This window comes from Thiomonas sp. FB-Cd, assembly GCF_000733775.1.
Taxonomy (GTDB): domain Bacteria; phylum Pseudomonadota; class Gammaproteobacteria; order Burkholderiales; family Burkholderiaceae_C; genus Thiomonas_A.
Window position 1 is genome coordinate 991,203 of the sequence record NZ_JPOE01000005.1, and the last position, 20,812, is coordinate 1,012,014.

At 63.4% G+C, this 20,812-nt stretch carries 17 protein-coding genes and 1 pseudogene; 7 read left to right on the forward strand and 11 right to left on the reverse strand.

From position 1 onward, the window contains the following. Nucleotides 1-161: 161 nt before the first annotated feature. Together CD04_RS0118355 and CD04_RS0118360 are read right to left on the reverse strand one after the other, a co-directional pair. On the reverse strand, nucleotides 162-1,376 hold the full coding sequence (locus tag CD04_RS0118355) for a PLP-dependent aminotransferase family protein (RefSeq protein ID WP_051849411.1): 1,215 nt from the start codon (nucleotides 1,374-1,376) through the stop codon (nucleotides 162-164). A gap of 4 nt (nucleotides 1,377-1,380) precedes the next feature. Then, nucleotides 1,381-2,271 carry a DMT family transporter gene (locus CD04_RS0118360; protein WP_051849412.1) on the reverse strand — a complete coding sequence of 297 codons (891 nt, stop codon included), beginning with the start codon at nucleotides 2,269-2,271 and terminating at the stop codon, nucleotides 1,381-1,383. Nucleotides 2,272-2,337: 66 nt separating this feature from the next. Between CD04_RS0118360 and CD04_RS0118365 the strand changes: the two genes are divergently transcribed. Beyond that, entirely contained in the window at nucleotides 2,338-3,807 is a 1,470-nt protein-coding gene (locus tag CD04_RS0118365; RefSeq protein ID WP_038168553.1) for a PLP-dependent aminotransferase family protein, read from the forward strand. 98 nt (nucleotides 3,808-3,905) lie between these two features. On the opposite strand, the gene CD04_RS0118370 is transcribed toward CD04_RS0118365, so the two are convergent. The 4 genes from CD04_RS0118370 to CD04_RS0118385 form a co-directional block, all read right to left on the reverse strand. Then, a complete protein-coding gene (locus CD04_RS0118370) occupies nucleotides 3,906-5,126 on the reverse strand; it encodes an MFS transporter (protein WP_031409440.1) in 1,221 nt (406 codons plus the stop codon). Between the two features lie 295 nt (nucleotides 5,127-5,421). Beyond that, complete coding sequence (locus tag CD04_RS0118375) at nucleotides 5,422-6,816, reverse strand: DHA2 family efflux MFS transporter permease subunit (RefSeq protein WP_031409442.1); 1,395 nt, start codon at nucleotides 6,814-6,816, stop codon at nucleotides 5,422-5,424. A gap of 15 nt (nucleotides 6,817-6,831) precedes the next feature. Further along, entirely contained in the window at nucleotides 6,832-7,395 is a 564-nt protein-coding gene (locus CD04_RS0118380) for an isochorismatase family protein (protein ID WP_031409444.1), read from the reverse strand. 467 nt (nucleotides 7,396-7,862) lie between these two features. Then, a complete protein-coding gene (locus tag CD04_RS0118385; protein ID WP_051849413.1) occupies nucleotides 7,863-8,921 on the reverse strand; it encodes an AraC family transcriptional regulator in 1,059 nt (352 codons plus the stop codon). 262 nt (nucleotides 8,922-9,183) lie between these two features. On the opposite strand from CD04_RS0118385, the gene CD04_RS0118390 reads away from it, so the two are divergent. Further along, entirely contained in the window at nucleotides 9,184-10,044 is an 861-nt protein-coding gene (locus tag CD04_RS0118390; protein ID WP_051849414.1) for a class I SAM-dependent methyltransferase, read from the forward strand. A 407-nt stretch (nucleotides 10,045-10,451) separates the two neighbouring features. Here the strand turns inward: CD04_RS0118390 and CD04_RS23920 are convergent, their stop codons facing one another. Further along, nucleotides 10,452-10,655 carry a hypothetical protein gene (locus CD04_RS23920; RefSeq protein ID WP_156030333.1) on the reverse strand — a complete coding sequence of 68 codons (204 nt, stop codon included), beginning with the start codon at nucleotides 10,653-10,655 and terminating at the stop codon, nucleotides 10,452-10,454. After that, complete coding sequence (locus CD04_RS0118400) at nucleotides 10,648-11,871, reverse strand: RNA-guided endonuclease TnpB family protein (RefSeq protein WP_031409450.1); 1,224 nt, start codon at nucleotides 11,869-11,871, stop codon at nucleotides 10,648-10,650. The genes CD04_RS23920 and CD04_RS0118400 overlap by 8 nt, the downstream gene beginning before the upstream one ends. A 55-nt stretch (nucleotides 11,872-11,926) precedes the next feature. Between CD04_RS0118400 and CD04_RS0118405 the strand changes: the two genes are divergently transcribed. From CD04_RS0118405 to CD04_RS0118415, 3 genes are all read left to right on the forward strand, one after another. Next, nucleotides 11,927-12,598, forward strand: coding sequence for a hypothetical protein (locus CD04_RS0118405; protein ID WP_156030334.1), 672 nt, complete (start codon nucleotides 11,927-11,929; stop codon nucleotides 12,596-12,598). A 1-nt stretch (nucleotide 12,599) separates the two neighbouring features. Beyond that, the gene (locus CD04_RS0118410; RefSeq protein WP_031409454.1) at nucleotides 12,600-13,016 is read left to right on the forward strand and encodes a hypothetical protein; all 417 of its coding nucleotides are present in this window, start codon (nucleotides 12,600-12,602) and stop codon (nucleotides 13,014-13,016) included. A 401-nt stretch (nucleotides 13,017-13,417) separates the two neighbouring features. After that, the gene (locus CD04_RS0118415) at nucleotides 13,418-14,725 is read left to right on the forward strand and encodes a hypothetical protein (RefSeq protein WP_031409456.1); all 1,308 of its coding nucleotides are present in this window, start codon (nucleotides 13,418-13,420) and stop codon (nucleotides 14,723-14,725) included. Nucleotides 14,726-15,021: 296 nt separating this feature from the next. On the opposite strand, the gene CD04_RS0118420 is transcribed toward CD04_RS0118415, so the two are convergent. Next, nucleotides 15,022-15,336, reverse strand: a complete 315-nt coding sequence (locus CD04_RS0118420; RefSeq protein ID WP_031409458.1) for a type II toxin-antitoxin system RelE/ParE family toxin — start codon at nucleotides 15,334-15,336, stop codon at nucleotides 15,022-15,024. After that, entirely contained in the window at nucleotides 15,333-15,605 is a 273-nt protein-coding gene (locus CD04_RS0118425) for a YlcI/YnfO family protein (protein ID WP_031409460.1), read from the reverse strand. The genes CD04_RS0118420 and CD04_RS0118425 overlap by 4 nt, the downstream gene beginning before the upstream one ends. A 1,268-nt stretch (nucleotides 15,606-16,873) precedes the next feature. Here CD04_RS0118425 and CD04_RS0118430 point away from each other — a divergent pair. Both CD04_RS0118430 and CD04_RS0118435 read left to right on the forward strand, forming a co-directional pair. Further along, the gene (locus CD04_RS0118430; RefSeq protein WP_031409462.1) at nucleotides 16,874-17,155 is read left to right on the forward strand and encodes a UPF0149 family protein; all 282 of its coding nucleotides are present in this window, start codon (nucleotides 16,874-16,876) and stop codon (nucleotides 17,153-17,155) included. Between the two features lie 9 nt (nucleotides 17,156-17,164). Continuing rightward, the gene (locus tag CD04_RS0118435; RefSeq protein ID WP_081858080.1) at nucleotides 17,165-19,993 is read left to right on the forward strand and encodes a beta-propeller fold lactonase family protein; all 2,829 of its coding nucleotides are present in this window, start codon (nucleotides 17,165-17,167) and stop codon (nucleotides 19,991-19,993) included. A 249-nt stretch (nucleotides 19,994-20,242) separates the two neighbouring features. On the opposite strand, the pseudogene CD04_RS22230 reads toward CD04_RS0118435, so the two are convergent. After that, nucleotides 20,243-20,507: pseudogene (locus CD04_RS22230) on the reverse strand (transposase); the annotation flags it as partial. Nucleotides 20,508-20,812: the final 305 nt, after the last annotated feature.

Genomic DNA, 20,812 nt, shown 5'->3' on the forward strand with positions numbered 1-20,812 from the left:
CCGGAGCAGCAGACGCGCGCTTCGGGACACGGCAAAACCCATGCCGAGCGGGGAGCGCCCCTATGGCGCACGGTGCGGATCTGCCGGAAAGGCATCTTGGGCAGCTCCACGCGCACCAGTCGGTGCCTTGATGCAATCGACCGCTTTCTGGGGCGGCCGCGTCAGCCGGCAAAGACGGGGGTGTCGCCGCGGGGCGCGCTCACGCGGCTTGTCGTGGAGAAGACTTTGCCCAGATGCGCAATGGCCGTCTCGATCTGCGCGGGTGTGGCTGTTGCATACGACAGGCGCAAGGTGTTGCGCGGCGCAACGCCTGCCGCGTAAAACGCTGTCCCCGGCACATAGGCCACTTTGCGCGCAAGCGCCAACGGCAGCAGCGCTGTGGCGTCCGCGCCTTGCGGCAGGCGCAGCCAGAGGAACATGCCGCCTTGGGGAACATCCCAAAGCACGGTGTCGGGCATGTGACGGGACAGCGCAGCGAGCATGGCATCGCGCTGAGCACGATACAGGGCGCGGATGCGGGGAAGTTGCGCATCCAGCAGGCCGTCTTCCAGCACCCTGAGCACCAGCCTTTGCGTGAGGCTGGACGTCTGCAAGTCGGCGGCCTGGCGCGCTAGGGTCATCTGGGCGATGACATCCTGCGGCGCGTGCACATAGCCGAGACGCAGTCCGGGCGAGAGCACTTTGGAGAACGTCCCAAGCAAAATGCTCTGGCCGGGCAGCTGGGCGGCCAGCGGCTTGGGCGGCGGGCCATCGAACCAGAGCTCGCCGTACGGGGCGTCTTCCACCAAGGCGATCTTGCTGTCCCGCAGCGCCAGCGCCCATTGCGCGCGCCGCGCAGCGGTCATGGTTTGCCCTGTCGGATTGCGGAAGTCCGGTTGCAGGTAGACCATGCGCGCATCGCGGCGCGCCGGCGCCTGCAGCGCGGGCAGCGCGCCGTCGCCATCGTCATCCAGGTCGACGAACTGCGGGGCATACGGCGCGAAGGCCTGCAGCGCGCCGAGGTAGGTCGGGCGCTCCACCAGGACCGTGCTGCCCGGGTCGATCAACACGCGGCCCACCAGATCGAGCCCTTGCTGCGAGCCATTGGTGATGAGCACTTCGTCGGCCGTGGCGGTCACGCCCTGCGCGCTCAGGTGCGCGGCCACCCACTGGCGCAAGGGCGCGATGCCTTCGCTCGGCCCGTACTGCAAGGCTGCATGCGCCTGGGTATCGAGCACCTCGGCACAGGCAGCGCGAAGAGCGTTCACCGGGAAGCTGTCGGCCGCAGGCAAGCCGCCCGCCAACGAAATCATGCCCGGCTGCTCGGTGAGCTTGAGCAGTTCGCGGATGGGTGAGGTGGTGTAGCGCGCGCTGCGCTGGGACAGGATGATGGACATCGCGTCAGCTCCTTTTCGGGGTGGGGTTACGCGCGGCATGCACCGGCATGCGTCGCGCGAGGAAGACGACGCCGAGCACGCCGCTGGCGAACAGCAGCGTGATGACATCGAGCGGTTCGTGCAGCAGCGCGGCCGCAGCGAGCATCGACAGAAAGGGCTGCAGCAGCTGCAGTTGCGATATGCGCACGGTGCCGCCCACCGCCAGGGCGCGATACCAGGCAAGAAAGCCCAGCCACATCGAGACCACGGCGACATAGGCGAACCCACCCCAGGCCGATGCCTGCACCGCCACCACTGGCCTGAGCCAGTAGGCTGCGGGCAAGGTGAACGGCAAGCTCAGCACCAGCGCCCAGCTGATGACCTGGCCGGCCGGGCGCGATTGGGTCAGGTGTGCGCCCAGGGCGTAGCCCAGCGCCGCCGCGAGCATGGCGCCAACCAGCAGCGCGTCGGCCACGTGCACATGCAACGGCACGCCTGGAGCGCCGTGCAGCAGCGTATAGGCCATGACGAGTGCACTGCCCAAAACCGCGCATGCCCAGAAGCCCAGCGAGGGTCGCTGCCTGGCTAGCACGGCGCCCATGGCAGCGGTGAACAAGGGCAGCAAGGCCAGGATGAGCGATGCGTGGACCGCGTCCACCTGCCGCAAGGCCATTGCCGTCAGCAGCGGAAAGCCGAACACCACGCCGCCTGCCATCGCAGCAAGCACCCCGGCCACGGCAGCACGCCCCAGCGCCACGAATTCGGGCGAGAGCTGCGGTTGTTGTGCTGACCCGACGGCCAGGCGCGTCATGGGGAGAGAAAACGCGAACAGCCCCACACCAAGCAGGCCCAGAGACAACGCCTCCCACCCGGTGGGCACAGGGAGGCGCGCAGCGCGTGGAGGGGACGTGGCCATGCGCCGCAGCTTAGAATCAAAATCACTACAGTATCAATACAGAAGAGAACTACAAAACCAAACTGTATGCATGATTCGACCAACACAGAAGGCCTCGAGGGCGTGGCAGGCCCTCTCCAGCGCAAGGCCGCCACCACCTTGGCGGAGCAGCTCAGTGCGCAATTTGCCGCACGCATCCACAACCGTCTGCTACCTCCAGGCAGCCGTCTGCCCTCGGTACGCGACTGCGCGCGCCACCACAGCCTGAGCACGCAAACCGTGGTGGCAGCCTATGACCGCTTGCAGGCGCACGGTTTGGTCGAGGCGCGCCCGCAGCGCGGCTACTTCGTGCGCAGCGTGGACGCGGATCTGGTGACGAAAGCCGGACGCGGCGGCGCACAGGATGCCGTGGCGCCACCCGCTGCGCCCACCCACGCCACCGCGCTGGTGCGCGGCATGTTTCATCAGATGGGCACCGGCTCTGGCGTGAGCCTGCATGGGGCGCCGGGTTCCGGCGTGCTGCCTGCGCAGTGGCTGGAAGGCGCGGCGCTGGGCGCGGCGCTGCGGCGCATTGCGCGCGGCGGTGAACTGGAGCAGGCTTCGCTGCACTACGGTCATCCGATGGGCGATGCGGTGCTGCGCGAGGCCTTGTCGCGCCAATTGGCGAGCTTGTCGCTGCGTGCGTCGCCGCAGCAGATTCTCACAACGAGCGGCGCCTCTCAGGCGCTCGATCTCGTGCTGCGCGCGCTCACCCGGCCCGGTGATGCGGTGCTGGTGGAAAGCCCCGGCTGGGCGATGCAGTTCGCGCAGATGGCGTATCACGGCCTCAAGCTGCTGCCGGTGCCGCGCGGCCCCGAGGGGCCCGATCTGGACACCCTGGAGCAGCTCGCGCGCGCCCATGGGCCGCGACTGTTCATCTGCGTGAGCGTGCTGCACAACCCGACCGGGCAGAGCCTGAGTGCGGCCAGCGCCCACCGCGTGCTGCAACTGGCACAGCGTTACGACTTCCAGGTGGTCGAAGACGATGTGTACGCCTCGCTGGCCGAAACCAACAGCCCGCGCATGTGCGTGCTCGACCAGCTGGAGCGCACCATCTACCTCAGCGGCTTTTCGAAGATCCTCGCCCCCGGCTGGCGGGTCGGGTTCGTCGCTGCGGCGCCGCGCATCATCGACCGCCTGATCGACCAAAAGCTGCTGGCCGTGCTCACTACGCCCGCCTTGACCGAGCGCGCAGTGGCGCGCACGTTGGAGCAGGGGCAGTTGCGCCGCGCGGCCGCGCAGGTTCGCGGCCGGCTGGACGCTGCGCGCGCGCGGACGGTGCTGCTGGCGGAAAAGGCCGGCTGCCGCTTCGTGACGCCACCGCGCGGCCTGCTGGGCTGGGTGGACACGGGCGTGGACACCGCCATGCTGGCGCAGCGCCTGCTCGATGCCGGCTATCTGCTCGCTCCCGGCCATCTCTTTGATCCGCTCCAGCAGCCCTCGACCCGCATGCGCATCAACTTCACCCAGGCGCAGGATGAAGCGTTCTGGCAGGCCTACGCTGCGGCGCGGCGCTGAACCTGTGCTGACCCCAATTTCGTGGCTCGGTATGGCCGAAGCCGTGCGGCACACTTTTTTCCGCGCAGCGGGCGGCGACATCATTTGATGGCGATCCATTAACCGTTCTGGACTGCGGGCTCGATGCGGCGGACCAGGTAAACGGTCGCGACGATTGCAGCGATGAACCCCGACCCAGCCGCAACACCCAGGGCCCAGCGTGGGCCGAATCTGTCGGCGACCCATCCCACCAGGGGTGCGCCCAGTGGCGTGCACCCCAGAAAGATGCCCATGTAGATCGCCATCACGCGCCCGCGCATCGGGGGATCGGTCGAGAGCTGAACCAAGCTGTTCGTCGAAGTTGTGAAGGTCTGCGCCACTGCGCCAAGCGCTGCCAGCATCGCACCGAACAGCCAGGCGCTGGGCATCACTGCGGCAAGCGCGCAGGCCAAGCCAAAGGCGAACGCACTGGCCGCGAGGACGACCAGGCTTGGCCGCCCGCGCCCCGCGGCAAGCAAGGCGCCGAGGACGGAACCGACTGCCATCGTCGAGGACAGGCCGCCGTAAAGGCCGGCGCTGCCGTGAAACGCCGTGACCGACATGGTCGAAATGAAGATCGGGAAATTGAGCCCGTAGGTTCCCACGAGGAACAGCATGATCAGGGCGATCACAAGGTTGGGTCTGCTGCGGACGTAACGAAGACCGTCGGCAATGCCCGTGCTGGGCTCGTCACCCCTGTGCAGGGGCCGGAGTTCGCCGACGCGCATCTTCATCAGCGATGCGAGCACTGCGACGAACGACAGCGCGTTGACCATGAAGACCCATCCGGTGCCGATGGCTGCAATCATCAGGCCGGCAATCGCCGGGCCGATCAGTTGCGCGCTGTTGAAGAGCGACGCGTTCAAGGCAACCGCGTTCGGAAGATCGTCATCGCCGACAAGTTCGGCGATGAAAGTCTGGCGCGCCGGCGAATCAAAGGCACTGATGCAGCCCATGATGCCGGCCATCAGATAGACCTGCCACAGCGTGACGAGGCGTGCCATCACGAGCACGCCCAGGGCCAGGGCCGTGAGCGCCATCGCCGCTTGGGTTACGAGCAAGAGCTTGCGCAGGTTGCATCGATCGACGGCCATGCCCGCCAAGGGCATCAGCAGAATCGGAGGTCCGAACTGAAGCGACATCACCACCCCGACTGCCGTTCCGCTATGCCTCGTCAGTTCAGTCAGCACCAGCCAGTCCTGCGCGATGCGCTGCATCCACGTGCCCACGTTGGAGACCGTGGTACCGGCAGCCCAGATGCGGTAGTTATACCCGTGCAGTGACCGGAACGTGCTCTTCAATCGCGAGCGGAACCTGGAGGCAGCGCGCGAGGCGATTGGGGGTGAATTCATTTTGCGCAACGCACCTCGCGATGGGCCGTCGTGGTTTGGCAATGCCAGTACTCTAACCTTCAGTAGCAGTACGAGTGTGCGCCCCAGAATTTGTGCCTTGGCGCAGGCCAGGACCGCGCCGCGTTCAATCGCGCCGGCAGTACGCGCGAAAATGCCCGCCCATGCCACATGGATGCGTTTCGCCGCGTGGCTGACGCCTGGCCCCAATGCCCAGCCCCACACAGACCTGCGCTTGCCCACCGCCTCAAATGCGATGACCGCTGACAATGGCGCCATCGGTGCGGCGCAAGCGTGCAAAACCAGGCAGGGCGAGCAGCGGCAGGCCAGCCAGAGTGAAGAACACCGCGTGGAACGTGGACAAGGCAGGAGCTAACCGGTTCGGCGCGAACAGCCCAAGCAGCGCGGCGCCGAAGGAGACACCGAAGCTCACCGTCAGCTGCTGCAAAAGCCCGCCCAGGCTCGTGGCACGGCTGAGGCGCCAGGGCTCCACGTCGGCGTAGGCCAGTGTGTTCGAGGTCATGAACTGGGTCGACCGCACCAGGCCGAACAACACGATGACAGCGGCAATCCGGAGGTGCGACGTCTGCGGCCCAATCAAGGCAAAGCTGGCGAGCATGGCGGAGCAGGCCAGCGCGCTGCCGATCAGCAGGCTCCTGAACCCGAGGTGGCGCAGCGCGGGGCCGACGACGACCCGGATCAGCGGCGCGCCGAATGCGGATAGAAAGGTGAGCGAACCCGACGCCACCGGACTCATGCCCAAGCCCAGCTGCAGCAAAAGCGGCAAGAGATAGACGGGAGCATTCATGGCGACCCGGCACAATCCGCCGGCCATCGTCGCAATGGCGAACGCCCGCTCGCGCAACAGACCCAGGTCAACGGCGGGGTGCTCTTGCGCGCGGCCCCGCCATGCAAAGCCCAGGACCAGCCCTACGGCAATTGCGGCAAGCGTCGTCAATGCGACCCAGGGCAAGTGTCCGACCCCTTCCATGCTGAGCTGCAGCAGTCCGACACCCACGCCAAAGAGTGTGAAACCTGCCAGGTCGAATGGCGGCACGTCCTTGGCTGGCAAGGGTGTGACGAAGCGGTAGGCCAACAGCATGCCGATCAGCCCGAAGGGCAGGTTGATGTAAAAAATCCAACGCCACGAGAGATAGGTCGTCAAGTACCCGCCGAGCAGAGGGCCAATGACCGGGCCGACGATGGCAGGCAAAGTCGTATACGTCATGGCCCTGACGAGCTGGGTGCGCGGAAAGCTGCGCAGCAGGATGAGGCGGCCGACCGGGGTCATCATGGCCCCGCCGAGCCCTTGCAAGACGCGTGTGGCCACGAGCATGGCAAGGCTGTCGGCCATGCCGCATAAGGCCGAACCGAAGGTGAACACTGCAAGCGCTGCCGTGAACACCCGACGCGTGCCGAAGCGGTCGGCGCACCATCCGCTGAGCGGAATGAACACGGCGAGGGTGAGGATGTAGGCGCTCACCGCAAGGCTCATGTGCACGGCGGTCGTGTGTAACGCACGCGCCATGTCGGGAATCGCGGTGGTCACGATGGTGACGTCGAGCTGCTCCATCAGGAACGCGATTGCCACGATGAGCGGAATCAGCATCCGCGGCGCTTGCAGCGGGTCGTCGTCGGCCATGTCGTGCCGCGTGGCTCAGCCGCGGGGTGAATCAAGGAGCGTGATGATCTCCTGCGTCGAGCCGACCTCTCCAAGCCGGGGGAAGATCGCTTCGAGGCTGTTGGCGTGCGCACGCGGGTTCATGTCGGTCATCGCGTCCGCGGCCAAAGTGACATGGAAACCGAGTTCGTACGCCTGGCGGGCTGTCGATTCGACGCCGATACTGGTGGCCACCCCTGCAATCACCACCTGCGTGACGCCGAGTGCTTTCAGCAGCTGATCAAGACCGGTGTGCGAGAAGGCGCCCCATGTCCGCTTGGTCACCATGAGATCCTCCAGGTGGCGGTCCAATTCAGGCAGGAGATCCGTCCAATCCGACGGAAGCCCGTCGAGGCGACGACCCTGCTCGGTTCGCCCGGGCGCGCCACCGGCGACATTGACCAGGACCACCGGAAGGCTGTGCCGCCGGAACGCGGCGGCCAGTGCACCGGCGCGCTGGGCGACCTCTGAAACCGGGATCTGGGTGGGAAGCGTCGCGATGCCTTTTTGCAGGTCGATCACGATCAATGCAGTCGTTGGGTCAAGGGCGGAGACGGCCATAAAGAAGTTGTGTTGTGTGTCGTGCTTTGGAAATGCGTGCGCGGCAGGAAGGGTCCTGCGGAAAAAAGTCTTCCAGTCAGCTGCCGCCGAGGCGACTGATTAGCGGTATTGCCCAAGCCAGCGCCTGCTGTTCCTCAGGGCTCAGCCTGGACAGTGCCGCTTCCACCCACCGAAGATCCCGAGGGGCTGCAACCACGCGTCGTTTGGTCGCCGGAGAATCGGGCAGTTTAGTCCGGCGTTTTTGCTGCTGCATCGACTTGCCGACGGCTTCGATCTGATCGACCGGTGGCGGTCTCGCTGCCCGAAGGGAAATGCTGGGTCGCTGTGGAACGCTTTCCATGCCGATCCTATGTGTGGATGTCAACCCGGAGTCGTTGTGGTGGCATGCTGGAGCAGCGCCACGCTCGGGTCGCCGAAGTGGGAAGGCCCCACCTTAACGCCGTGCATTGAGCAGCACGAGAGTTCGCTCACCGTGTGGCCGGTGGCTGCGGTGCGATCCGGGCAGCATCGGCCCTTTGCGTCGGGCGAGCCCGCTCGCGCCGCCATTGCCCGGGCGGCAGGCCAGTCATCTTTTTGAATGCCCGCACAAATGCGGCCTCCGATTCATACCCGACTTCGAGGGCAACGGATACGACACTGGCATCGGTGTGCACGAGCAGGCCGGCAGCAAGCTGCATGCGCCAGCTCGTCAGATATTGCATTGGTGGTTGCCCGATCAACAGGACAAAGCGGTCATAGAGCGCGGAGCGCGAGATGCCAACGCGATCGGCCAGCACGTCGACAGTCCAACGGCTGGCGGGACGCTCGTGGAGCAAGGTGAGTGCCCGACCGACGAATCGATCGCGCAAGCCAGCGAGCCAGCCGGTCTGACCGCTTGGCAGCCCGTCGAGATAGCTGCGCACGAGCTCGACAAACATCATCTCGCTGAGCCGTTCGAGCACTGCCTCACCACCCGGTCGCCTTTGGGCCGATTCCAGGACCGCGGTCCGGATAAATTGCGCGACCAGACTCTGATCCTCATCGCCTTGGTAACGGACGTGCAGGAGCCGAGGAAGATTCGCCAGGAGCGGGTTGAACGGCTGGGCGTCGCACCCGAAGAACCCGCAAATCAGCGTTGTGTCGTCAGGCCCGGCGTCACCGTAAGCGTCAGAGGCCGTGACATCGTTTCCCCGCACGCGGAGAAAGAAAGGCGCCCGCTCGGATGGGGACAGGAAGAAGGGGTTGACAGCGTAGTCAGCACGCATCCCCGGGGCGCTGGAGAGCGCATGAGCGTCACCCCGCGCGTAGACCAACACATCCCCGCGCTGCGCCCGCACCGGTGGCTCGCCGACGACCGCCCCCCAGCACGATCCCGAGGTCACGACGTGGTAGGCCATCACGTGCCCCGCGCCTGGCATGACTGCGGCAGCGATCGCCGCCGCCGGAAGTGCCTCCACGACCCATGGAGCCCTTCCAATGACATGGAACAGCAACGTCCCTTGCAAGTGGATGCGCCGAAGTACGTCCGATAAGGTATCCACACCCATGGCTGCAGCCCTCCGCGTCAACGTGCCATGACGCTTGCACGGGATGCAGTATCTCGCCAGATCAACGTCGCGTCGAGTGCGCGCTGTCATCCGGACGCGCGAGCAATCGGGATGGACGATTGATCAGGTAACGCTGTCGCCGGCGACTTACGGTTGGGACGTGCAGATTGGGATCGAACGCTTGATGTGGCCATACGGTCGCTGAGCGGCTGCGTTCAGGAGCCGATGTGCACGTTCCAGTTCAACCGGTGAGGAGAATGACATGAGTCAAACGACACTGCTTGCGCAAATCGGCAGGCGCGACGCGAAGCCGCCATTGCGGCCGGATCTGGAGGCCATGAAAACCCGCCAGAGAGCGGTATGGGCCAGCGGAGACTACGCGATGATTGGCGTCACTCTCCAAATCGTCGGTGAACAGTTGTGTGAGGCCATCGACCTTCGCGCTGCTGAGTGCGTCCTTGACGTGGCAGCCGGCAACGGCAACGCGTCGCTCGCGGCCGCAAGGCGATTCGCCCGCGTGACGGCAACGGACTATGTGGAGAGCCTGCTTGAAAGCGGTCGCAGGCGGGCCCTTGCGGAAGGTCTCCCGATGGAGTGTCGCGTGGCCGACGCGGAAGCACTGCCCTTTGATGACGCATGCTTTGATGTCGTCTTGTCGACCTTCGGGGTCATGTTCACGCCGAACCAGGAGCAGGCTGCCCGGGAGATGTTGCGGGTCACCCGTCCAGGCGGCCGAATCGGACTCGCGAACTGGACTCCCGACGGGTTCGTTGGCGCGATCTTCAAGACGATTGGCCGCCACGTACCCCCTCCGGTCGGCCAGCAGTCACCAGCTCTCTGGGGCACGGAGCCGCGCATCGTCGAACTGTTCGGCCCCGCAGCCGCGGATATCCGCGTCACCCGCAGGCAGTTCATGTTCCGATACGCATCTCCGGATCACTGGATCGCCCAGTTCGAGACCTATTACGGACCCATGCTCAAGGCCTTTGAGGCGCTGAACGCGCCGGGCCGAGCGGCACTGCGGGCAGACATTGCTGAGTTGCTTGCGCGATCCAACCGTGGAGGCGCCGACTCGCTGGTGATTCCCGGGGATTATCTGGAGGTCGTGATCGAAAAGCACTGAGCGCCACTCCAGATCCCCAGCACAGGGCGTCGTACCCACGGTCTCTGCGTTTGGTCCGCCAGGCAAGTCTTCCGGACGCCGAATCGCGCGTGCCGTCCGTTTCCGCTTCGCGCTCGGAAGCAATTGCCTCGGCGCTCCGGCCCAACCAGCCCGTGGCCCGGGATTTTTCTCTGCAGACGAACGTCTTGCCATCGCGCCTTGCCGTTGGGCAACGACCAATAGGCGCATGGTTTGGAGCACGTCTCTGCCGCCCCGTCACGCAGAGCCCAGCCGCTTGTCACTCCTGATGGCAGCGACGGCGCGTCAAACTGATGTTCCCTGGAAACACGGGTGGCGGCGCGGGAATCGATATGCCCTTCCCCGGGCGAGCTGTGACCGGAAGCCAGCAACGTTGAGGATGCCGAGACTCAGGCCGTGACCACGTGCACTGCGCGACTGCGAATGCGCAGGACCAGCACGGCAGCAACCAATCCGAGGATGCCGGAGAGGGTCGTGGCCAAGGTGTAGTTGCCGTAACTGCTGCGCAGGATCCCTCCCTTGACATCCTCCCCGCCCTTGGCTTTCGCCACCGCTTGCGCGGGAAGGACGGGGATTCCTGCGGCGCTACGCATGAGTGACCTCGTGCGCAGTCGCTTCGGTGGGTTCCTGCTTCATCGAGGGGCCCGAATGCACCACCTCTCCACAGGCTGCAACGCGGTGTCCCCGCGCCAGAATATTCATCGCGCCGACCACATCGGCGTGATGCGCGTAGCCACACGCCACGCACTTGAACTGCGACTGCATGCGGCGATTCTCAGCCGCCACATGGCCGCAGTCCGGGCAGGTCTGACTGGTGTGGTGCGGCGGCACCGCCACGAGCCATCCGCCGCTCCACTGGAGCTTGTAGTCCAGTTGCCTGCGAAACTCGGCCCAGCCCTGGTCCAGGATCGACCGATTCAGGCCGCTCTTGGCCCGAACGTTCCTGCCCGGTCGCTCGGCCGTGCCCGCAGCGCTGCGCGACATGTTCTTCACCTGCAAGTCCTCGATACACACCATCGCGTGGTTTTGGCTGATGGATGTCGTGGCCTTGTGCAGGGCGTCGCGCCGGGCATTGCCAATTCTCTGGTGGAGTTTTGTGACTTTGGCCTTCGCCTTCCTCCAGTTCTTGCTGAACTTCACCTTGCGGCTCATCGCCCGCTGGTACCGCGCAAGCCGCACCGCGTGCGTCCTGAAACTGTTGAGTGGTGCCAGGAACGTGCCATCGCTGAACGTGGCAAATCGGGCAATGCCCACGTCGATCCCGATGGCGCGGGTGGCGCTCGGGATGGGCTGCTCGACCTCACGCTCGGTCTGGATCGAGATGAACCACGTGCCGCCGCTGCTGGACACCGTGACGTTGCGCACCGCGCCGAGCACATCGCGGCTGTTGCGGTAGCGCAGCCACCCCAGCTTGGGCAAGAAGATGCGGCTGTTGGCCGCATCGAGCTTGATCTGTTTCGGATCCGGGTAGCGCAAGCTCGCGCCCTGGCCTTTCCTCTTGAAGTGCGGGAAATCGGCGCGTTTGGCGAAGACGTTGGTGTAGGCGCGGTCCAGATCCTTGAGTGCGTGTTGCAACGGGTGGATCGGCGCATCCTTGAGCCACGGCGTCTCTGCGCCGTTGCGCCAGGCCGTCAGATGCCTGGCCATGTCGACGTAGCGGATGAATCGTCCGCCCGCCTCGTGGTTCGTCTTCTGCAACGCCAGCGCCTTGTTGAACACGAACCGGCACGAACCCGCGAAGCGTCGCATCTGGCGCTGCTGCTGGCCGTTTGGCCGAAGCTCGAACTTGAACGCCTGGAGTCGCTTCATGACTGGGTTAATGTACAGCGCATCGGGCGCCACTTCAAGACCAACAAGGATGCCTGTGGCATCCACGCTGTCCTTCCTCCCCGAGTTGGTGACCAGCTACGATCCATCGGAATACGATGGCCGTTATCTTCTGCTCGATGAATTCACCAGCAAGATCAACGCCGAATTCCGCTGTGTGGGCCGCGACCCGATTAAAAACGTGTCCGATCTTATCGGCATGCCGATTATGGTCATGGACCCCGAACAGGAAACCATGGACTGGATCGTCTACCAGGATGGCGTCGTGATTCAGGACGCCAGCGGAGCCGAGGGTGGTCATGGCCGCATGCACATTATCCAGCATGTCGCCGAGCGCATGGAACGCGAGACAGGCATCACCATCAAAAGGGGCTCGCGGGTCGATATGAATATGGCCCTGCTCCAGAAGAAGCCGATTTACGTGGCCGGCACGCGCATCGATACCGTCGATTACGTCAAGGACGCCAAGGACGCCAAGGCGGCCGCCGATGATTCCGTCGACCTCGTGTTAACCCGGGTCGGCAATATGCTCGATCGCGTCCAGATGATCGTCGTCGCCGGAGGCCACCCGGAGTATGATGTCGAGTATCTCCGAGGCAAATTGCCGAATGTCCCGGTGATCGATTCAGGACTCGGCATTTTCGGGAATGTCACGGGCTTCCTCCTCTCCGGAGAGGAAACCATGCGCCGGGCGCAGGAAGGGGCTTGAGGTGAGCAAACGCGATAAAGTCAGGTATATCAAGATCCAGACGGCGCTCTATGTCAGCGAATTATCCAGACCCGAACTTTACCGTTACCTGGAACGCTTCAAAATTGCCGGTAACCAGGACTCACTACCCCCGAAGCTATTATCGAAGATGCTTATCGAAAGGGTCCTCGATCTGGCTGAAACCGGGCTGAGCATGGGGGAGCCTGAGGGGTCTCCGGAGCCCATGCCAACCCCCGGGGAAGCGCCCTTGATCGAGCCAGGCCAGCAGCCCGCGGCAGCCAATCCCGCTCAGCACCAACATGGTGCGCAGGAGGCTCCAGAAGCCGCGGAGGGGCCCGATGCCGGACTCGGACAGGACGGCGGCATCATCACACTCAGCCAAAGTGGTGGAAGTGGGCTCAGCCGATTCATGCGCTGATGCGTGTGGATGCGCGGTCGCCCTTTATGGCGTCCTTGGTTAGTCTAACCAAGGACGCGCCAATCGCTTTTTCATGTTGTTGGGAAGCAACTTGCGGCGCTCCAGGCGACCTCTATGCTATTTTTATCACACCTTTTTGTTGTCCTTGGTTAGACTAACCAAGTACACTTGAACCGACTATAGAGGCGCTCTTGATGTCCTTGGTTAATTTAACCAAGGACGCTTTGGCCAGCTCAAAAATGAGGCCAGACACGTGCCAGACAGCTCGGGAAGGGGCAAATCAGGCTGGTTGTCCTTGGTTAATCTAACCAAGGACTGCTCAAAGCGTCGCTGGTTAGATTAACCAAGGACATTGTGTTGTCTCCCACCTTTTACCAGGGAACCGATGGAGGGTCGAAATCATGAAAAAGAATAGCACCGAGGAAACTGCGGTTTTGACGGGCAACGTCGCGGAAACGGACGAAATCGCGCTCAAGCCAGCCCAGCAAAGAATCGACCCGCAACCCCAGCCGAGCGCCCAGGAATCCGACCTGATCGACACCCAGGACTCGAGCCCTGATGGGACCGCCACCCGAAAACTCTCCCGGTACCGAAGAAGCGTGAAGCTGCTCCAGGAGAATTGGGAAAACCATAATACGATCCGCTCCACGACGCGGGCCACGAATATCGAGGCCTTCAATACAATCCGGCGACGTGCCATTAAAGACATCGGGCGAGGCGACCCCGAGGTCGAAACAACCATCACAATGCCGCAAATCATCGACCATTTTCTATCAAGAGTCATGGCTGGTGATTATTCACGAGCGGGCTATACCCGCTATCGAACCTCCATTCTCTCCGAGATGAGCATTCAGCTCAAAGCACTTGGCGATGCGAGCGAGATGAGTGAATACGTCGACGCCATTGATAAGCTTTCTCAGCGAGTCAACAGCCCGAAAGCGCTGTTTACAGCAAATCAACTCCTGGGCGACTCGAACGCAAAGCGCAAAAGCTCAGAAAAGAAAATTGGGCGGGCGGATCTCAAAACGATTCTGCGTGAACTCGAGGAGCGCGGAGAAAAAGGAAACGGGACTTTGCTCTGGGTCCAGGCCACAATGGCCACAGGATTAAGACCTGTTGAGTGGAACCAGTCCGAACTGGACGGGGAAGGCAAGCTTCATACGCGACGCGCAAAAACGCACCGGCATATCGCCGCATTCGAGCGCATGGCTATGGCGAAGCGAATCGTCGGGCACGACGTCAAGAATGTCTACGAGGCCGACGACATTATCATTAAGGCGATGGGCGAAATGCCGATCGCACACATCATCGAGCACAGAACACTGGAACTCGAAGGCGATGAGTTGGACATCGTGAAGCGGCACCTGGCGAATGTCGAGCGCGAAGACGCCAAGGGCGAGGACGGTTTCGATAAATACCAGCAGGCATGCACCAAATATCTGCACCGCGTCTGCAAGTCCATCTGGAAGGACGAGAAGCTGTACTCACTCTACTCATTCCGCCACCAGTTTGCCGCCAACGCCAAGCGCGTCATGTCCCTCGATGAGGTGAAGCTCTCACTTGGGAGCAACTCCGCGAAGAAGTACGCGCGGCGATCGCAATCCTGGAGGGGCCTGGAAGGTGCCGGGAACTACCACCGGCATCTCGATACGCAAGCGCAACAGGACGCGGTTGAGACGGGGGCCGAGCCGACGCCGAAGCCGGAATAGCCGACGGTAGGTCGGGGGCGTGGGCGAAAGCGAAGGTCAAGACTGAGGCTTACCCCGGCGGCTTTCAGAGTTGAGCAGCCACTCGACAGGCAGCTATGGCGGGTCGGTGTCGGACCGCTCCTGGCGGGGAGATGTATTTCGATTTGGGCGCGTAGACCAGCCGTTGGAACACGCGGTGGTCAGGCCGAAGGTCCGCTGCCAGGCGGCGTCGCAAACTCGCGATCCCGGCCAAGTCCGGCCGTTTGCCAAGGACAGCTTCCGAGCGTCAAGCGCCGGAGGGGCTGGCCACTGACGACTCAGTGATAGTCCCCTTCGCGCTGATGGCGCACCGCCAGTACCGCGACTTTCGACGGACTGGCGATCTCGTACAGCGCGACGTAACCGGTACTTCCGAACGGGATGATCAGTTCCCGCCGAGCGGGACTCTGGGCTGCCTTGCGAAAGCTGTAGGGCGTAAGCGCAAGTTGCTGCTGCATTACCGCCCTGATAGGGTCGATCGTCGCTTGTGCGCGGTCAAGATCTTCGGTGGTCTCCGCCCGGTCGAGCAGACAATCAACGAGACGTTCCAGGTCCGATTCGGCCGTCGGCGTCAGCTGAACGTCAAAGCTCATCGACCGAGCTTTTTCCGCTTCGCATCGAGCTTGGCTTGCAGCCGGTCGAGGACCGCCTCGACCGGCGCCGCGACGCCAGAGCGGTGGTACTCCTCCGACGCAGCCTGCGCCCGCTCATGGAAGGCGGTTTGAACACGCCTGAACGCGATTGCACTTCGCACTGTCGCTTCAACGAAGTCGGTCAGGGTCTCACCTTTTTTGAGCACAGACTCAAGCTCGGCTCGGAGCTCGGGCTCGACTCGGATCTGGGGGATGACGGCAGACTTCATGCCGGTAGTGTATTGCGTTTGAGTTACGGGCGCAACGCATCGAATTTCCCCACCGGTCGTGCGGCCGGCTCGTCGACGGTCGATGGGATGGTGGACAGCTTTCGGGCCGCCGATATCGTCCCCGCGGCCGGCTGTAACGGGTCGTTATGCAAAGCTATGCATAGGGCTCAACTATGCACAGTTCGGAATCCCGTCGATTCGCTCCACGAGCGACCGTCGGCGCGACAAAGCGATCACTGCTTTGCATAGTTCACTCTCGTCGGCGGCGAGCCAAATAGTCAGCCCATACCGCTGCTCGCCGCGGGGTGCGCGCCCGAGATCCAAAACTATGCGTAGCTCTCGCGTGGAGACTGCGAGGTGCTCAGGGATCGAACTACGCATAGTTGAAAACTACGCATAGGGGTCGAGAGCGCAAGTTCGATGGCGCGGAATGCTACCGCTCACAAGCCCGACGCTGCCGGCGACCGCTAACCGCACCATTGCTGTCGTCACCACAGGCCGTGCCCAACGCCCGCTCCGGTCGATGACCCGTCTCTCAAGGCCCGGCCGGGTGTAAGGCAAGTGCACGGAGGCGGTAACGGGCACGCCCCTCCGCAAAGCTCAGTCCCAGCCCGGAGCGACCGATGCCCGTCGCGCGGAACGCCCAACATCGGCCGTCCCCGTCGCCGTCATACCCGCTTCCATGCACAATGTCCTTTCCGAGCAAGGCGTTTTTAAACTTTGTTCCCGAAAAGGCCGCGCGCCGCCGGGCGGGCTTTGACACTTTGTTACGCCGAACCTTGCAGGACCCGCATAACAAAGTGTCAAAACGGCTTCAGAGGGGGTGTGGGTGCCGGGATCCGGCCGAAGGCCTGGCAGAGTGTGGAAATTCGGCCCCCGGACGCTGGTCCGGGTCGCGGACGCCACGGAACATAGTGTCGAAGGGCCTTGCCGTCACTCGGTTTTCTTGGGCTCGGCAGCAGGTGGCGCGGGACGCGTTCCGGATCGGTCATTCAGGCCTCGATGACGACGGACATGGCGCGTTCCGGGCTCCTTTCCACGGCCGCCCGCCCGCCGGATCGCCCGGATTGCAGCTTCGTTCAACGCCAAGCCGCTTCCTCGGGCGAAACATAGTGTCAAAACCAAAGGCAGGTGCGCGGATTTTCGGCTTTCGGCGAGCGTCGATGGCCGCACGGCGATCGTGGCGGACCCTGCCGCGACAGGGGCGCGCGTCGGCGCAAAGGAGGCGAGGCGCAGCCCACTGAGGGGGATGCACTACAGTCCCCGCCATGGACCCCGCCATCTTCAACGCCCCGCTCACCGACGCCGAGATCGACAAGCTCGACCACTTCCTGCTCTACGAAGCCGACGTCGACGACAGCATGACCCTGGACATGCTCGACGGCTACCTGCACGCGCTGGCCATCAGCCCGACCACGGTCCATCCGACGCGCTGGATGCCCCGCATCTGGGGTGAGGACTTCACTGAGCTGTGGACCTACACCACGTCGCGGGACGCGCCCCGTGCGCGCTTGGCTTCGTCTCGTTTTCACCCCCGTCACCTGACCTGACTGCTAGCTATGAATCTTCGCGCTGCGCTGAGTTTTGCCGCCACGGCTCTTTTGACGCTATCGCTGACAGCCTGCGGCGGAGGGGGGGATAGCACAACGCTGATGGGGCCCAATACCAGCTACCAAGTCACCGGCACGGTGGCCTATGGCCATCCCGTGGCAGGGCAAACGGTCGAGGCCATCGACTCGACAGGCACGGTCTGCGCCAAGGCCACCACGGCCAGCGATGGCACGTATGCCATGAACACCACGAGCTGTGCGCCTGGATCGGCCGCACTCACGGTGGTGGGCTACACCACGCCCAATGGCGCGCCCTTGATGGCCGTCGCAGTCCCTCCGCAGGGCGCTCCCGTCATCAACGGTGTGGTCAACGTGGATCCGATGAGCACCTTGCTGTCCTATGACGCAGCGGGCCTGGTGACATCGGCAACCCTTCCGGCCACGGCGGGTCAAGTGCTGGCGTTATTGCCGCAGGTGACTACCACACAGTACCTCCAGGCGAAGGCCAGCATCCTGACGGCACCGCTGCTACAAGCCTTGGCTACTTACGGCGTGAGCACCACGGGATTTGATCCCACGACAACACCCTTCGTCGCCAATAGCCAGGGGCTGGACGGATTCTTTGATGGCAACCCATTCTCCGCTCCCACCCCATCGAGCGTGCAGGTTGCAGCGCCCGCATCGGCTGGGCCCTTGGTTCAGGTCACCTTGCCCACGACGGTGCGCAGCCAGTCGTCGGTCATTTCGGTCTCGTCCTACACGCTCGGTGGACGCGTCTCCGGACTGTCTGGCGGCTCAGTGACCTTGCTGCTCAATGGGGGCAACGCCTTCACGCTCACCGCCAACGGCACGTTTACGTTCCCGACGCAGATCAGCAGCACCTACACCGTGACCGTGGGCACGCAGCCCACCGGGCAGACCTGCACCGTCTCCAACGGCTCCGGTGCAGGCGTCACGGCCAATGTGAGCAACGTGAGCGTCACCTGCTCGACCAACACCTACACCATCGGCGGCACGGTCTCGGGTCTGGCCAGCGGCACCCAGGTCACGCTGGACAACAACGGCGCCGACCCCACCACGGTGACGGCCAACGGCGGCTTCACTTTCTCCACCCCGGTGGCTTACAACGGTAGCTATGCGGTGACCGTGGGCACGCAGCCCACCGGGCAGACGTGCACCGTCTCCAACGGCTCGGGCTCGGGCGTCACGGCCAATGTCAGCAACGTGAGCGTCACCTGCTCGACCAACACCTACACCATCGGCGGCACGGTCTCGGGTCTGGCCAGCGGCACCCAGGTCACGCTGGACAACAACGGCGCCGACCCCACCACGGTGACGGCCAACGGCGGCTTCACTTTCTCCACCCCGGTGGCTTACAACGGTAGCTATGCGGTGACCGTGGGCACGCAGCCCACCGGGCAGACGTGCACCGTCTCCAACGGCTCGGGCTCGGGCGTCACGGCCAATGTCAGCAACGTGAGCGTCACCTGCTCAACCAACACCTACACCATCGGCGGCACGGTCTCGGGTCTGGCCAGCGGCACCCAAGTCACGCTCGACAACAACGGCGCCGACCCCACCACGGTGACGGCCAACGGCGGCTTCACTTTCTCCACCCCGGTGGCTTACAACGGTACCTATGCGGTGACCGTGGGCACGCAGCCCACCGGGCAGACGTGCACGGTCTCCAACGGCTCCGGCGCAGGAGTCACGGCGAACACAAGCAATGTGGCGGTGACATGTGCTGACTACCAATTCGTCTACGTGACGAACAAGAACGGCCACTCCGTGTCGGCCTATAAGATTGATAACACCACGGGCGCACTCACCCCCGTCGCAGGGAGCCCGTTTCTCACAGGGAACGCACCCACCTCTGTCACGGTCAATCCGACGAGCACCTTTGCCTATGTGACAAACTATAGTGACGACACCATCTCGGCCTACAGCATCAATGCCACCACGGGCGCACTCACCCCGGTCGCAGGGAGCCCGTTTCCCAACCCAGGAGGCGGTGGGCCCCAATCCATTGCGATACTCCCCACGGGCACTTTCGCTTATGTAGGGAACTCTGGCACCTTCAACATTACGGGCTATAGCATCAATGCCACCACGGGTGCGCTCACGCCGGCCGCAGGGAGCCCGTTTCTCACAGGGGCCACAGCGGGATCATCGCAGGTAGACGTTACCTCCCTCGCATTTTCCCCAGCAAACGCTGGGGGGCAATTCTTCCTCTTCGCGGTGGGCTATTCAAGCAACGTCGTCGCGAACTACAACGTTGATAGCACGACGGGCGCGCTCACGCTAGGTAGTCCACTCAATCTTCCAAATGGAGACAACCCCCTCTCTGTCGCGGTCTATCCCATTTCACTTCCATGCACCGCCAATTATTGCCCCTCCTATGGCTATTTATATGCGGCCAACCAAAACGGCTACAACGTCACGGAACTCAATTACAACGTTTTTACTGGCGCGATCACTGGTGGGAATGGCCCAACTTCGATACAAGGTTTCCCCGAAGCCGTCACGATCAGCCGCGCTGGCACTTTTGCCTATGTGACGAACATTACCAACAACCCCGATGGCCAGGTTTTGGCGTATAGCATCGATCCACCAACGGGCGGTCTTACGGAGATCGCAGGTAGTCCGTTTGCCGCCGGAAATACGCCCGGCGCCATCGCGCTCAACCCTGCTGGCACCTTCGCTTATGTGGTAAACATGGGCGACAACACCCTATCAGCCTACAGTATCAATCCGACCACGGGCGCGCTCACGCCGGTTCCAGGGAGCCCATTTCCCACAGGCGCCTCGCCTTCCTCTGTCGTCGTGGCGCAGCCTTGAAGTGGCGCGTGCCGATCTTCTTATTAACAACCGTTTTCAAGACGCGAAGCAATCGAGAACGCCAAGCCCGTGAATCAACGGCTTGGCAATCTCAAAATTCAGTCTAGATTTCTAGTGCCTACTTGGTGCAATGCCAGGTGAGTTTCGAGAAGGACACGGCTTCGAGAACACTGTTTTGGGACGCGCCGGGCAAGCGGCGGGGGAGCTTACGGATCCACGACGCAACCTCCTTCCTGCGCGCTGGCGTCAGATCTTTTTTCTGATGACCTCCTGCAAGATCTGCTTGTGCAGCGTGAGGTCCGCCACGATGCGCTTGAGGCGCGCATTTTCCTCGGTCAGTTGGCGCAACTGACGCAGCTCCGCAACGCCGAGATCAGCGTACTTCTTCCTCCAGACGTAGAAGGTCGCCTCGCTGATGCCCATTTGCCGCCACACATCGCCCACGGCGCGTACCCGATTCCGCCAGTCGCAGTGCGTAGGCAACCTGCTCTTCGGTGAACTTGCTCTTCTTCATCGCTTGTGCTCCTGGGCCGCTGCGCGGCCTGGTCACAAACGACCGTACTCTAGTTTTGACCTGTAGCGAAATTCCGGTGCAACGTCACGCGCACAGGTCGCGCACAATCTGTGCACATCCTAGTCCAGCGTCGGAGGTTGAGGGCGCTGCGGCAGTAGGTGTATGCAGCCGAATTTCGAGGCGGTATGCAGCCTGACCCCCTTGCGTCCCATGCGCCGGCAGCGAGACGTCATGCACTCCCTGACGCTTGGCAGGCAGAATGCCGTGGCAGAACAACGTCTTTCGACACTCTGTTCTCCACCGGG